The sequence below is a fragment of the Mixta gaviniae genome, from assembly GCF_002953195.1.
Taxonomy (GTDB): domain Bacteria; phylum Pseudomonadota; class Gammaproteobacteria; order Enterobacterales; family Enterobacteriaceae; genus Mixta; species Mixta gaviniae.
On sequence record NZ_CP026377.1, the window covers coordinates 233,534 to 247,523 of the forward strand.

Below are 13,990 nucleotides of genomic sequence, written 5' to 3' on the forward strand. Positions count from 1 at the left end.
GCTGTCCGTTGTTCACGTCCAATCCTCATCTCTGGCTGACTACCCTGGTGGTGGCGGTGACGATTCTGCTGTGGGCCAGCGCGCGCCTGCCGGAATTTATTACCGCGCTGCTGTTTTTCGCCGCGGCGATGCTGCTGCATATTGCGCCCGCCGCCAGCGTGTTTGGCGGCTTTGCCTCGTCCGCCTTCTGGCTGGTGCTGAGCGGGTTTATTCTCGGCGTGGCGATCCGTAACGTCGGGCTGGCCGACCGGCTGGCGCAACGGCTGGCACCGCATCTCAGCGGCAGCTGGCCGCGCATGGTCGGCGGCGTGATCGTCATCAGCTACCTGCTGGCGTTTGTGATGCCCTCCAATATGGGGCGCATCGCGCTGCTGATGCCGGTGGTGGGGGCGCTGGCGAACCGGGCGGGTATCAAAGAGGGGAGCCGGGGCGCCATCGGCCTGGCGCTGGCGGTCGGTTTTGGCACTTTTCAGCTTTCCGCCAGCATTCTGCCCGCCAACGTGCCGAACCTGGTGCTGAGCGGCGCCGCCGAAACCGCGTACGGTCTGCATCCCGGCTATCTGCCGTGGCTGTTTTTGCAGGCGCCGGTGGTGGGGCTGCTGAAAGGCGCGCTGCTGACGCTCTGTATCTGCCGTCTGTTTCCGGCCCGGCCTGTGCCGGTAGTCCGCACGGAAGCGGCGGCGCCGTTCAGCGGCGCAGAGCGAAGGCTGATGGCGCTGCTGCTGGTGACGCTGCTGCTGTGGATGACCGACAGCCTGCACGGCATCTCGCCCGCCTGGGTCGGGCTGTGCGCCGCCTGTGTCTGCCTGCTGCCGCGCGTCGGCTTCGTCTCCAGCGAGGCGTTCGCCAGCGGCGTCAATTTCCGCACCTGCCTCTATATCGCCGCTATTCTCGGCGTCACGGCGGTGGTGGTCGATTCCGGCCTCGGTGATTTAATCGCGCGCGGGCTGCTGCGCGTGACGCCGCTCGATCCCGCCACGCCCTTTACGAACTTTCTCTCGCTTAGCGCCATTACCGGCCTGTTGAATTTTGCCGTCACCGCTAACGGCGTGCCGGCGATGTTTACCCCGATGGCACAGAGTTTTGCCGATGCCTCCGGCTTTCCGCTGACCAGCGTGATTATGCTGCAGGTCCTGGCCTACGCCACGCCGTTGTTGCCCTATCAGGCGTCGCCGGTAGTGGTGGCGATGGCGCTGGGCAACGTTCCGGCGCGCGACGGGCTGCGGCTCTGCCTGGCAGTGGCGTTTATCAGCCTGCTGCTGCTGTTTCCGCTCTACTATGGCTGGTTTCGTCTGCTGGGCTATCTGTAGGCGGCCGGGCGGCGTCAGGGCGCCCGGCGCGGCAGGCATAAAAAAGGGCGGCTTTTCGCCGCCCGTTGTCCGCCCGTTGCTGGTGGGGTTGCCGATCCTCTCGGCGATTAGCCCTGGGCTTATTTGCCGACCACGTCGGCAGTTTGCGTCGGCTCGTCGTTGGCCGCCGCCGGCGTCATCGGCGTGTAATCCAGCTGCAGGATGCGGCTGGTTTCCGCCAGCTCATGCTCGGTGGCGCTGATATTGCCGTTCAGCTTCTGGCCCCAGGAGGGCACCAGCTCTTTTATCTTCGCCTGCCACTCCGGCGAGGCAAACTTATCCCTGAATGCCTTCTGCAGCAGGTTCAGCATAATCGGCGCGGCGGTCGAGGCGCCCGGCGATGCGCCCAGTAGCGCGGTAACGGTGCCATCCTGCGAGGCGATCACCTCAGTGCCGAGACGCAGTACGCCGCCTTTTTCCGCATCTTTTTTGATGATCTGCACGCGCTGTCCCGCCTGCACCAGACGCCAGTCCGCTTTCTGCGCTTCCGGGAAATAGGCCTGCAGCGCCGCATGGCGGTCGTCGTCGGTCAGCATCAGCTGACTCACCAGATATTTCACCAGGTTGAAGTTATCCAGGCCGACGCGCACCATCGGCATCAGGTTGCCGGGGGTAATAGAGCGGAACATATCCAGCAGCGAGCCATGTTTAAGGAATTTGGTAGAGAAGGTGGCGAACGGGCCGAACAGCAGCACCTGCTTGCCGTCCAGCACGCGGGTATCCAGATGCGGCACCGACATCGGCGGCGCGCCGACCGACGCTTTGCCGTAGACCTTCGCCAGATGGCGCTTCACCACCTCCGGGTTTTCGCTGACAAGGAAGGAGCCGCCCACCGGGAAACCGGCGTACGCTTTCGCCTCCGGAATGCCGGTTTTCTGCAGCAGCGGCAGCGCCGCGCCGCCGGCGCCGATAAACAGGTATTTGGCGTTGATAGCGCTTAACGCGTCGCCGTTCGCCAGATCGGCAAGAAAGATTTTCCAGCTACCGTCGGCGTTGCGCTGAATATCACGCACTTCGTGGCGGGTACGCAGGCGGAAGCGCGGGCTTTTCACCAGCGAGGCCACCAGCTGGCGCGTGATTTCGCCGAAGTTAACGTCGGTGCCGATGGTAATACGCGTTGCGGCCACTTTCTGCTGCGGGTCGCGGCCCTGCATCATCGCCGGCGCCCATTTAGCGATCTGCGCGCGATCTTCTGAATATTCCATGCCGCGGAACAGGGTGCTTTTTTGCAGCGCCGCATAGCGCTTACGCAGGAAATTAACGTTGTCGTCGCCCCAGACGAAGCTCATATGTGGGGTGGTGTTGATAAAACTGCGCGGGGTGTGCAACGTGCCTTTCTGCACCAGGGAGGCCCAGAACTGGCGGGAAATCTGGAAGGCTTCGTTAATCTCGATCGCTTTAGTGATGTCGACGACGCCTTGCTTTTCCGGCGTGTAATTCATTTCTGCCAGCGCGGAGTGACCAGTACCGGCGTTGTTCCAGCCGTTTGAACTCTCTTCTGCCACTTTATCCTGCCGTTCTACCATCTCGATAGTCCAGCCTGGCTCCAGCTCCTGAAGATAAGTGCCCAGCGTGGCACTCATGATCCCTCCGCCGATGAGCAGTACATCGACGTCCTTTTCCCCTCCTGTCGCGGTATGTTTGCTGAGTCCTAAAGCATTCATACACCGCGTCAGAAGTAATGCTGATTTACGCATGAGGCGACATCTCCGTCCGTTGATGAAGCAACGGTAATTGCAGGTGAAAGAGACCGTCTTCTGTTCGGCGGGTTATCCTCTTTCCATAAACATCGAAATCTTCCCGGTTTAACCACACTAAGGGTGCAGGTTAACTGCACGTTATAGGTAGCCGAAGAAATATAACATTCTCGCAATAAAATTGAATAATTTGTTTAAAATTTAAAATGTGGTTAAGTTTTGAACAGGCTGAAGCGATTAGCCTCACAGTTTCAGCGAGGAAGATGTTAAAAAATCGCGCAAGGCGCAGCGGGAAAGGGATTGCAGGTAAGCGTTCCCTTACTTTATGCGGCAAGGGAACGAGAGAAACGGCAAAGCGTTACATCAGATGGAGTTTTTTCACCTGCACCAGCACGCTTTTGCCATGACGCAGCACGGTACCGTTGACGGTGATTAAATCGTCAGGTTTCACTTCCTGACCCTGCCAGACAGCATCATCAATCTGCAGCTGCGCGGTACCGGAGGCGTCGCGCAGCGTCCAGGTTTTACTGCCGCTCTGGCGCAGGAGGTTGCCCTGCAGCGTCACCCAGGTGCCGGTGGAGAGCTGCGTCAGCCTGTCGGCCGCCGTCAGCTTCTGGTTATCGGTGACGGCGCGGTAGCCATCTTTCTGATCTTCCGGCGGCGGCGCTTTGCCGTCGGGATTAAAGCCGCCGTCGGCGGCCAGCGCAGGGGCGGCGATCAGGGCCGCCAGGCATAGCGTTACGAATTTATGCATAACGGCCTCCGGTGATTTCGGTTGCGCAGCGCGACGACTTACGGCGCGCCCAGCTGTTCGACATCCACCCAGCTGCGTTTGCCATCCTGACGCAGGCGGCCATTCATCCGCACCTGATCTTCGGCATCATAGGTTTTGCCGTCGAAGACCTTTTTCGGGATCACCAGGTCGATGGTTTCATTGCCGCGACCGCGCAGCTGATAGCTCTGCTCGCCTTTCTGCTTCACGATATACCCTTCCAGCGTCACCCAGGCGCCGTCGCGCATGGTTTTCACCTGGCTGATAGAAGGTGAAGTGGTATCTTCGGTGCCTTTATAGCCGCTGTCCTGGGTGCGCGGCGGCGTTTCGCCGCTTTTGTAGCCGCCGGCGTCTTCAGCGAACGCGGGCAGGGTAAATAACGCGATCAGGGCGGCGATAGTGAATTTTTTAGCCATAGCTTCTCCTTAATGATTGTCCTTTCGGGCCGGCAAAAAGCGCCATATCAGGTAATAAGCCTGGCACAGTCTGATAAAGTCGTGGGAAATCAGCGCGGGACCGCTGCAATAACGCACAGCGCGCGCGCCGGAAACGCGCGGGCCGGAAGGCGAGGGGCTACACCTGGCCGAAGCGGCGCCAGAGAAAGCGCAGCACAAAAAACTCGACGGTGCCCAGCAGCAGAAACCACAGGCAAAGCACGATAGTGTAGAGCTGATTAAGATCGCTGAAGTGCAGCAGCGCCATCAGACGCGCGGCCAGCTGCGGCCCTAAAGCGGGCGCGGGGAGCAGCAGCGCGGAGAGAAAGCCCAGCAGCAGAATGCTCATCGGCGCCAGCCAGTTTTCAAAAGTGGATTTCATAGCGATTAAAAGAGTAGAAAAACCAGAGCGCCATTGTCCGGCAATTACCGCGCCGGTTCAACGCCTGACGCCGCCCGGCGCCGCGGCCGTGCCGTTATTCACTTTATGCAGCGGATTATGCACTTCGTCTGGCCGCGCGCTTTTTCTTCTGTAGTGAAAATATTGCTGATAAATCAATGCGGTGATCGCTGGAAAAAGGCGGAAAAGTTAAAAAGACGCCCTCTTGTTTAGCTTTTGTTTAAGTTAACCTTTGCATAATCGCCGCCAATTCTGTGATCTGGTTCAAAAAACGTTGCCGCAAAAAAGGGCAGTCGTTATAATTTCGTTGTTTTTTTCAACAAAAGTTATTCAGGTCCACGCTATGAAAAAGTTCTTTCGGTATGTGTTTCGTGCTTACGTTGAAACCTTTAAGCATGTACCGCCAGGCGCGCTGAACTAACGGCGCCGCCGCACAGAAACCCTCGATAACCGCGGCCAGGGATCGGACCGATGGTTATCACCTCCTCTTGTTACAACATCTCTCCCTTTGCCAGCCATAATCTTAGCGGCGCATGCCAGCCATGATGTCAGCGGTGCAGCGCGTCTGTGTCACTCTCTTTTTCTCCTAAATGCCGATTGTTGATAGCCATCGCACACTTTCAGGCTCTGCGCCCGTCAGGCGGGACGGCCGACAAGGCGAAGCGCCATTTAGCGCCTAAACTTAGCGGGTATCCTTACTCTGAGGGCAGCTGATGAAGAGAACACCCCGCGGCGCGGGCCAGATAACCGCGCAGTGCTTCTCGGTATGGCCGCTGCCATAGCCGGTAGCGCCCTGTTAGTCAGAAAGTGGCGCAAGTGGCAGCAAACGCCGCCGGTCGGCATTCACAGCCATCAGGCAGGCCTGGCGGGCTACTATCAGCAGGTGGGCCCGTGGCGTATGTTTACCCGCACCACGCCGGAGACGCGGCCGGGTCTGCCGGTGGTACTGCTGCACGGGCTGGCGCTCTCCGGTCGCGCGATGGAAGATTTAGCGCTGGCGCTCGGCTGGGAGTATCGCGTGCTGGTGCCCGATCTGCCCGGTTTCGGCGGCAGCGCCTTTCCCGCCTCGCAGCCGGTGCTGGATGTCGACAGGCTGGCGGAAGCGCTCTGGATGTGGATGCAGCAGAATCAACTCCCGCGCGCGGTTTTCGTCGGCAACGCCTTTGGCTGCCAGGTACTGGCCGCGCTGGCAGTGGCGCATCCCGAAGCGGTGGCGGGCCTGGTATTGCAGGGACCGACCGTCGATCGCCGCTCCCGCTCGCTGCTGCGCCAGGTCTGGCGCGACTGGCGCAACGGGCGGCGTGAATCGCACCGCTCGGCCGCCGCCCTTTGCCGCGTCGATTTCGCCAAAGCGGGCCTCTGGCGCATGGTCGGCACCCTGCGCGCCATGCTGCGCGATCGTATTGAACAACGTTTGCCCCATATCAAAGCGCCGGTGCTGGTGGTGCGCGGCTCCTATGATGTGGTGTCGCCGGCGCGCTGGGTCGAAGAGATGGTGGCGCTGCTGCCGCGCGGCGAGCTGATGACGCTGCCGAAAGGCACCCACACGCTGCATTACGTCTATCCCTGGAGCTACAGCCGCGCGATCCGTCCCTTTATTGCCCGCGTGCAGAAGGAGTATGAGCATCATGAGTAAACCACCACGCGGCATCGCCCGCTTCGACTCCTCAGCGGCGATGGTCACGGCGCTCAGCAATGCGCTGCATCAGCGTCCCTTCAGTAGTCCCAGCCAGTCGCCGGGTCTCGATCGCGTTTTGCCCGCCCTGAACCTGCTGCCTGAACGGCTGCGCGAATGGGGCTACGCGGTCGGCGGCATGGCGGAAGGCATTACCCTTGCCCAGGCGCAGCAGCTCGATATTGAAGGCATTGCGCGCTGGGTTGCCGGGCAGTATCCGCAGCAGCAGTATCAGGCGGCCTTTGTCGGCGCCTCTAACGGCGCGATGGTGCATCTGGCGGCGGCGATGGGGGTACCCTGGCTGCCGCAGACCTTTCTCTGTCCGGTGCGCTCTTCCCATAACGATCCCGATGACGCGCAGCAGGGGCTGACCGAAGGCAAGCCGATTGTCGACGCGCTGCTGGCCACCTCGCCGCATATTGCGGTGCATCAGATGCAGGATCCGAATCAGGATCGGCTGATGCTGGAGCAGATGTCCTATTTTCGCCTGAAGCACCGCAAGCTGCCGCTGGAATATAACGAGTTTTTACTCAGCGCGCTGCCGCCGGGCGGCACGCTGGTGATTAATCACTGCACCCAACAGTGGCCCGCAACGCGCACCAGCGACCGATCTTTTTATCAGTTTGGTTCGCTGGGCGGCGCTACCGAGCAGGAGTATTTTGAGGGCGGGCCGCGGGTGATGGAGCATCTGGCGCGCTATGGCAGCGAGCGGGAAAAATGGCAGCCGCCCGCGCCGGACGCCACGGTGCCGGAAGCGGAGTGGGGCTTTGATGCCCACCTGATGGCGGAGCTGAAAAAGCTGGCGAACAGCCAGGGCTGGAAGCTGGTGGAACTGCGCTACGAAAACCCGGAGGCGCTGAGCTTTGTCGCCGCCGAGATCTACCGCGACTGGTATATGTCGGCCGGGGTTATTGCCTCGCGGCTGGTAGTGGATAACTTCCTGCTGATGGATCCCTGGACGACCATGCAGCAACACGCCATTCCCTTCTGGCTGAGCTTCTGTACCGAGCCGTCCGCCGCTTCGCTGCAGCGCTATCTTGATCGGCAGCCGCCGTTCCGCAATATCGATCTGCTGCTCTTTTCGCATGGCACCGAGAGTATCGGCATGGCGCCCATCGAGCGCTGGCAGCAGTTATTGAACTACGCCTCGGATGAGGGCGCGTTCGTCGGGGTTGATACGGAAAAATTCCCGCGCGATTTCGCGACGCTGTCGCGTTTCGACCGCGAGCTGCAGCAACGCGCGCCGCTATTGCCGCCGCCGGATCCGCTCTCCGTCGAATCTTTTCTGGCGGGCGTGCAGCGCTACGGCGATAAGTTTCAGGTGGAGTGTTTGCAGCATAACTAAGCGTGGCGACGCAGGGAGGCGTTGCCTGTCGCAGGCAGGAGCAGGCGGCAGAAAAGAGGGGCGATTGAGGGTAGCCTGGCGGGCTGCCGGGTGAGCAAGGAAGAGGGCAGACGCTAAAGGAACAGGCTGCTGGGCAGTAATGGACAGGAAAGGCTGCGAAAGGCGCGGTTATTGGACAGCAAAACGATGCCAGCGGGGGCAGGAGAGGGGCGCAGGCGCCGGGCAAAAAAAAGCCAGGCCGTCTGGCCTGGCGTAAAACCTTACTGCGTTACTGCGCTTGTTCAGCGATCAACGTCAGTTTCTCATCGGTCGCTTTTTCTTCGTTCAGTGTCTCTTCCAGCAGGCGAGCGGCTTCTTTATAGCCCAGCTTGATGGCCATCGCACGCAGGGTACCGTAGGTGGCGATTTCGTAATGCTCAACTTTCTGCGCCGCGCCGATCAGGCCGGCGTCACGTACGATGCCTTTTTCGACGGAATCAATCAGTTCTTGCGCTTCTTCCACCAGACCTTCCATCGCGTGGCACTTCATACGTTTGATACGCACTTCCGGGGTGGCTTCAACCAGTTGGTCGAGGCGCTCGATTTGGCCCTGAGTTTCTTCAAGATGAGTTTTGAACGCTTCGATAAGTTTTTCATCGCTGGCGGCACGCGCCATTTTCGGCAGCGCACGGCTAATTTGTTTCTCAGCGCTATAGACGTCAGAGAGATCGTGAATAAACAGGTCTTCCAGCGTTTTAATACTCATAGTTTTCTCCATAACCAAAGGCTAATTTATATAGTCAGGGTAACGCGCCCTGTTAATTTCAGTATAGCCAGGAATAAACAAATGCAACGGTAAAAAAACGAGATTAAGACTCCTCCTGCTTTTACCGCTACGCTTGTTTTAAATAAAAGTTCGGCTACGCGCGTTAACGCGGCGGGCTTATATTCAGGAATGTCTGGCACGAAAATAAAACTGCAATAAAGATAACCCGCAGCGCGCACGCACGCTGCGGGTTTGACTAATCCTTTCAGGCGGCTGCCCGCTTAAAGATTAGCTGCGCCGGCTATTTTGACCGCCTTTTTTGCCTGCTTCAGAGGCTTTTTCACGGTCATTTTTAAAGTTGCCGCCGCTCTGCTGGCCGCCTTTTTTACCTGCTTCAGACGCTTTCTGACGATCTTCCGCAAAGTTACCTGAACCACCACGATGCTGAGTCATATTATTTCTCCTCGTGTGCGTTAACAGAATGCATATATTTATCAGTGGGGAGACAAATATATGCGCATCCAACGTGTTTAAATCTAGCGGGCGGCAGTGAGATTGCAAGCAAATGGCAGCTAAAAGATTTTCTTATGACAGCAGAAAATACCATAAGTCCGCGCCATGTAACGGTTAAACAGAAATGTTATATTTTATGAATGGGGCCGGTAATAACTGTAGCCGCTGCGTCTGTACCCATTATAAATAACATTTCGGCGGCGTCAGGCGCAGCGGCCAGGAATATTCCTGGAACAAACGCAGCGCGCCAGGTTAAAAAATTCAGCCGCCGGCTTCCGTTTCGTTTATTTTGATCTTTAATAAGAAAGCGACACTGACTTCACGACTACGGAGGAGATGGCTCATGCAGACGACATGGTTACGATCCCGTGAACTTCCTCATTTGGGGACGTTCATCGTGCTGAAGAAAGGCAAAGCCGCCTGGCTGCTGTTGCGCAACGGCGGCGCTGTGTTCCGCTCCGCCCACTGGCTGCGGCGGCACGCGCATAGTTTCGAACCCGTTACCGGATCGTCCCCGGCGTCTTAAACAACTTTTCCGGCGCGGTGATACGCTGCGCCTGACGATCCCCGGCCAGGCCGCCGGGGGTTATTGAATGGCGCAGGGAATAATCACATGCTCGTGGGTTTTCTCGCCGCGCAGCATATCCATCAGCAGCTGAGACGCTTTTAACCCCGCCTCCTGATAGCCCAGCCTGACCGATATCACATCGGGCTGCAAAAATGTCATCAACGGCGTGCTGCCGATACTGCCCACCTTAATTTCCCAGCCTTGCTCTTTGATATATTTTATCGCGCCCAGCGCAATGGTATCGGAAGCGCAAATTAACGCGCTGGTCTCTGGCGTGAGGATCTCTTTCGCCAGATCGTAGCCGCTCTGGTAACTCAAATCCCCTAACGCGGCGGTCGGGCGATAGCCGAATTTTTCACAATAGGTGAGATAGGTCTGATAGCGGGTGCTGCCGGTAGTTATGTCATTGCTGGTCACGCCGATATAGCTGACGTTGCGGTGACCGTCATTTTTCATTTTTTCCATCAGTAGCTTAACCGCGCCGGCGTTATCGTAGATGACCGAGGCGAAATCGGGTAAGGCGGAGGCAATAAGCACCAGCTTATTCTTCCAGTTTTTTATGATCTTTTTATTTACGCCGGAAAAGCCAAATAATATGACGCCCTCCACATTTCGCTGCTCAAGCACATGCAAATGTCCTTCGAGAAGTTTTGGATCGAGTAAGCTTTCCATCAGAATGGCGTCATATTCCTGCTGATAAATATGGGGCAGGATCGCTCTGATCGCCCGATTTTCCGAGGCGGAATCCAGACGCGTCACTACCACGCCAATAATTTTTTCCCGCTGTGAGCGCAGCGCCTGCGCCGCTTTAGAAGGCGTATATCCATACTGTTTGATAATTGCCTCAACGTGTTCACGGGTGGCTTTTTTGACTTTCTCGCTGTTGTTGATCACCAGCGATACCGTGGACTTTCCAACACCGCTCAGCCTGGCGATGTCGTTCAGTGTCAGCTTTTTATCACTCATACATGAGGACGCCTTTAAAAGTGTTTGAAATAAAGATTTTAGCATTAACAGTTAGTCCAGGGCACGACTCCTTGCCCCGGCGCGATGGTAATTATTTTGTGATCCCTCTCGATAATTGGAACGTTCCTACTATCGAGCCTTTCTGTTAGCCGTTATGGTCTGCATCGTTTACAGGTAGCCAAAAAATCCGCTTACACAGCGAAACCTGATTCGCGTTACACATTCAACACCGTCTGGAAGGTTAAAAATGGCGATAAAAAGTAACCCCCAAGATATTGATAAACTCATCGAGTTGGTTGGCGGCAAAGAGAACGTAGCGACAGTAAGTCACTGTATTACAAGATTGCGTTTTGTTCTCAACGATCCTAAAAAAGCAAAGCCAGCCGAAATTGAAAAATTACGTATGGTAAAGGGCTGCTTTACCAATGCCGGACAGTTCCAGGTGGTGATTGGTACCGACGTTGATGACTGGTATCAGCTGCTGCTGAAGCATACCCAGGTCAGCGGTACCGATAAAGAGAGCGCTAAACGGGTGGCGCGGCAAAATATGAAATGGCATGAAAGCCTGATTTCACATTTTGCTGAAATCTTCTTTCCGCTATTGCCCGCGCTGATCAGTGGCGGTCTGATTTTAGGCTTCCGCAACCTGATAGGCGACCTGCCGCTCTATAACGACGCGCCGTTGACGGAGGCTTCCGTCGTCTGGAAAAGCGTCTATGACTTTTTATGGCTGATTGGCGAAGCGATATTCTTCTATATCCCGGTGGGCATCTGCTGGTCGGTGGTGAAAAAGATGGGCGGCACCCCGATTCTGGGCATTGTGCTGGGCATCACCCTGGTCTCCCCACAGCTAATGAACGCCTACCTGCTGGGGCAGCAGACGCCGGAAGTGTGGAACTTCGGCTGGTTCGCTATTGATAAAGTGGGCTATCAGTCGCAGGTGATCCCCTCTATTCTCGCGGGCCTGACGCTGGCGTGGATTGAGCTGAAACTGAAGCGCATCGTCCCCGATTACCTGACGCTGGTGGTGGTGCCGGTGGTGTCGCTGCTGCTCGCCGTCTTCCTGGCGCATACCATTATTGGTCCTTTCGGCCGCATCGTCGGTAACGGCATCGCCTGGGGCGTCAGCCACCTGATGACCGGACCTTTCGCCCCGATAGGCTCTGCGCTGTTCGGTTTCCTCTACGCGCCGCTGGTGATCACCGGGGTGCATCAGACAACGCTGGCGGTGGATCTGCAGCTGATCCAGAACCTGGGCGGCACGCCGGTCTGGCCGATTATCGCGCTCTCCAATATGGCGCAGGGTTCGGCGGTGCTGGGCATCATTCTGATGAGCAAAAAAACCAACGAACGCGAAATATCGGTTCCCGCCGCCATCTCCGCCTATTTGGGCGTAACGGAACCGGCCATGTACGGTATCAACATGAAATATCGCTTCCCGATGCTGTGCGGCATGGTAGGGTCCGCCTGCGCCGGGTTGATTTGCGGCCTCTCCGGCGTGATGGCCAACGGTATCGGCGTGGGCGGCCTGCCTGCCTTCCTGTCGGTTAAAACGCAGTACTGGTCTATCTTTGGCCTGGCGATGCTCGTCGCGATCATTATCCCGCTGGTGCTTACCACCTTTATCTATAAGCGCAAGCATGCCGCCGGCAAGCTGCTGGTTGTCTGAGTAAGGGATGAACGCAATGATGAATAAAAACGTTCACTGGTGGCAGAACGGCGTGATTTACCAAATCTATCCGCGCAGCTTCCAGGACAGTACCGGCAACGGCATCGGCGATATCAAAGGCATAACCCGTCGGCTGGATTACCTGCAGTGGCTGGGCGTTAGCGCCATCTGGCTGACGCCGGTTTATACCTCTCCTCAGGTTGATAACGGCTACGACGTGGCGGACTATTACGGCATCGATCCGCTGTTCGGCACCATGGCCGATTTTGAGGAGCTGATTGCGGGCGCGCACCAGCGTCAAATCAAAGTGGTGATGGATATGGTGTTTAACCATACCTCCACCGAGCATGCCTGGTTCAAGGCGGCGGCCGGCGATCGTAACAGCCCGTGGCGCGATTACTATATCTGGCGCGACGGGAAAGAGGGGCGCCTGCCCAATAACTGGCATTCGAAATTTGGCGGCAGCGCCTGGACCTGGCATGAAGAGACGCAGCAATATTACCTGCACTCTTTCTCTTCCCAGCAGGCGGATCTCAACTGGGAGAACCCCGACGTGCGCAACGCGCTGAAAGCGGTGTGCCACTTCTGGGCGGATAAGGGCGTTGACGGCCTGCGGCTGGACGTGATCAACCTGGTTTCCAAACACCCCGATCTGCCGGACGATGATGAGGGCGACGGGCGCCGTTTTTATACCGACGGCCCCGCGATCCACGATTTTCTGGAGGAGATGAGCCGCGACGTGTTCCAGCCGCGCGGGCTGATGACGGTGGGCGAGATGTCTTCGACCCGTCTGGAGCATTGTCAGCGCTATGCGCGCCTGGATGGCAAAGAGCTGTCGATGACCTTTAATTTCCATCACCTGAAGGTGGATTATCCGGGCGGCGCGAAGTGGAAGCTGGCGCCGCCGGATCGGGTCGCGCTGAAGCGAATTTTCTCGGAGTGGCAGTGCGGTATGCACGGCCTGGCCTGGAATGCGCTGTTCTGGTGTAACCACGATCAGCCGCGTATCGTCTCGCGGCTGGGGGATGATGGCCCGCTGCGCACGGTCTCCGCCAAAATGCTGGCGATGGTGCTGCATGGCATGCAGGGCACGCCCTATATCTACCAGGGCGAAGAGATCGGCATGACCAATCCCCATTTCAGCCGCATCGATCAATATCGCGATGTGGAAAGTCTGAACATGTACAAAATCCTGATGCTGCATCAGCAGGAGGAGGAGGTGCTGGCGGTGCTGGCGCAGAAATCGCGCGATAACGGCCGCACGCCGGTGCAGTGGGACGACAGCGACAATGCGGGCTTCAGCGCGGGGCAGAGCTGGATTGACGTGGCGGACAACTATCGCAGCATCAACGTCGCCCGCGAGCAGCAAGATCCCGATTCGGTACTGCATACCTATCGCCGCCTGATTGAACTGCGCAAAAGCCTGCCGGTGATCACCTTTGGCGACTACCTCGATCTCGATCCGGAAGCAGAGGATTGCTGGTGTTATCAACGGCGTGACGGCGATAACACGCTGATGGTGATTGCCAATCTCAGCGGCGAGACCATTCAGCTTCGCGAGGATTATTTCGCCGGGGATGCGCAGTGGCGTCTGATATATGGCAATTATGCCGATAGCGAACAGCCTTTACGTGCCGGTACGCTCAGGCCTTACGAATCGGCCTGGTGGTTAAAATAAGTTAACGCTTGCTGCTTTTCTTTTCAGTGACGGCAAAGTCACTGCGCGATCTCTTTCTCAATCTGTAGCAGGGCCTTTTATTCCGCTGGAATAGAAGTGCCCTGTCATTAATACAAGTTCTGTTGCCGGTTATTATGCTCCTCATTCCTATGGTGGCGTTATTTCATTCATAAGAGGCT

At 57.4% G+C, this 13,990-nt stretch carries 13 protein-coding genes; 6 read left to right on the forward strand and 7 right to left on the reverse strand.

Annotated elements, in window-relative coordinates:
• The first annotated feature begins 8 nt into the window (after positions 1-8).
• A complete protein-coding gene (locus C2E15_RS01020) occupies positions 9-1,310 on the forward strand; it encodes an SLC13 family permease (RefSeq protein WP_104955757.1) in 1,302 nt (433 codons plus the stop codon).
• A 119-nt stretch (positions 1,311-1,429) separates the two neighbouring features.
• Here C2E15_RS01020 and mqo read toward each other — a convergent pair whose 3' ends face one another.
• The 4 genes from mqo to C2E15_RS01040 form a co-directional block, all read right to left on the reverse strand.
• A complete protein-coding gene (mqo, locus tag C2E15_RS01025) occupies positions 1,430-3,013 on the reverse strand; it encodes a malate dehydrogenase (quinone) (protein WP_245912334.1) in 1,584 nt (527 codons plus the stop codon).
• Positions 3,014-3,404: 391 nt separating this feature from the next.
• Positions 3,405-3,800, reverse strand: a complete 396-nt coding sequence (locus C2E15_RS01030; protein WP_104955759.1) for a YgiW/YdeI family stress tolerance OB fold protein — start codon at positions 3,798-3,800, stop codon at positions 3,405-3,407.
• 38 nt (positions 3,801-3,838) lie between these two features.
• The gene (locus tag C2E15_RS01035; RefSeq protein WP_104955760.1) at positions 3,839-4,234 is read right to left on the reverse strand and encodes a YgiW/YdeI family stress tolerance OB fold protein; all 396 of its coding nucleotides are present in this window, start codon (positions 4,232-4,234) and stop codon (positions 3,839-3,841) included.
• Between the two features lie 157 nt (positions 4,235-4,391).
• Positions 4,392-4,634, reverse strand: coding sequence for a DUF1158 family protein (locus C2E15_RS01040; protein WP_104955761.1), 243 nt, complete (start codon positions 4,632-4,634; stop codon positions 4,392-4,394).
• A 784-nt stretch (positions 4,635-5,418) separates the two neighbouring features.
• Between C2E15_RS01040 and C2E15_RS01045 the strand changes: the two genes are divergently transcribed.
• Both C2E15_RS01045 and C2E15_RS01050 read left to right on the forward strand, forming a co-directional pair.
• Positions 5,419-6,288, forward strand: coding sequence for an alpha/beta fold hydrolase (locus C2E15_RS01045; protein WP_104955762.1), 870 nt, complete (start codon positions 5,419-5,421; stop codon positions 6,286-6,288).
• Positions 6,281-7,672, forward strand: a complete 1,392-nt coding sequence (locus C2E15_RS01050) for a hypothetical protein (protein WP_104955763.1) — start codon at positions 6,281-6,283, stop codon at positions 7,670-7,672. Before C2E15_RS01045 ends, C2E15_RS01050 begins: the two co-directional genes overlap by 8 nt.
• 268 nt (positions 7,673-7,940) lie before the next feature.
• On the opposite strand, the gene C2E15_RS01055 is transcribed toward C2E15_RS01050, so the two are convergent.
• Both C2E15_RS01055 and C2E15_RS01060 read right to left on the reverse strand, forming a co-directional pair.
• Positions 7,941-8,417 (reverse strand): YciE/YciF ferroxidase family protein, encoded by a 477-nt coding sequence (locus C2E15_RS01055; protein ID WP_104955764.1) that lies wholly within the window; start codon positions 8,415-8,417, stop codon positions 7,941-7,943.
• Between the two features lie 288 nt (positions 8,418-8,705).
• Positions 8,706-8,870 carry a con-10 family general stress protein gene (locus C2E15_RS01060; protein ID WP_038629516.1) on the reverse strand — a complete coding sequence of 55 codons (165 nt, stop codon included), beginning with the start codon at positions 8,868-8,870 and terminating at the stop codon, positions 8,706-8,708.
• 403 nt (positions 8,871-9,273) lie between these two features.
• Between C2E15_RS01060 and C2E15_RS21200 the strand changes: the two genes are divergently transcribed.
• Positions 9,274-9,456, forward strand: a complete 183-nt coding sequence (locus C2E15_RS21200; protein ID WP_128861361.1) for a hypothetical protein — start codon at positions 9,274-9,276, stop codon at positions 9,454-9,456.
• 60 nt (positions 9,457-9,516) lie between these two features.
• Here C2E15_RS21200 and treR read toward each other — a convergent pair whose 3' ends face one another.
• Positions 9,517-10,464, reverse strand: coding sequence for a trehalose operon repressor TreR (gene treR / locus C2E15_RS01065; protein ID WP_104955765.1), 948 nt, complete (start codon positions 10,462-10,464; stop codon positions 9,517-9,519).
• A gap of 247 nt (positions 10,465-10,711) precedes the next feature.
• Here treR and treB point away from each other — a divergent pair, with 247 nt between their 5' ends.
• Entirely contained in the window at positions 10,712-12,133 is a 1,422-nt protein-coding gene (treB, locus tag C2E15_RS01070; RefSeq protein ID WP_104955766.1) for a PTS trehalose transporter subunit IIBC, read from the forward strand.
• Between the two features lie 19 nt (positions 12,134-12,152).
• Positions 12,153-13,811: an alpha,alpha-phosphotrehalase gene (gene treC, locus C2E15_RS01075; protein ID WP_104959038.1), complete on the forward strand. Its 1,659-nt coding sequence runs from the start codon at positions 12,153-12,155 to the stop codon at positions 13,809-13,811.
• Positions 13,812-13,990 lie beyond the last annotated feature (179 nt).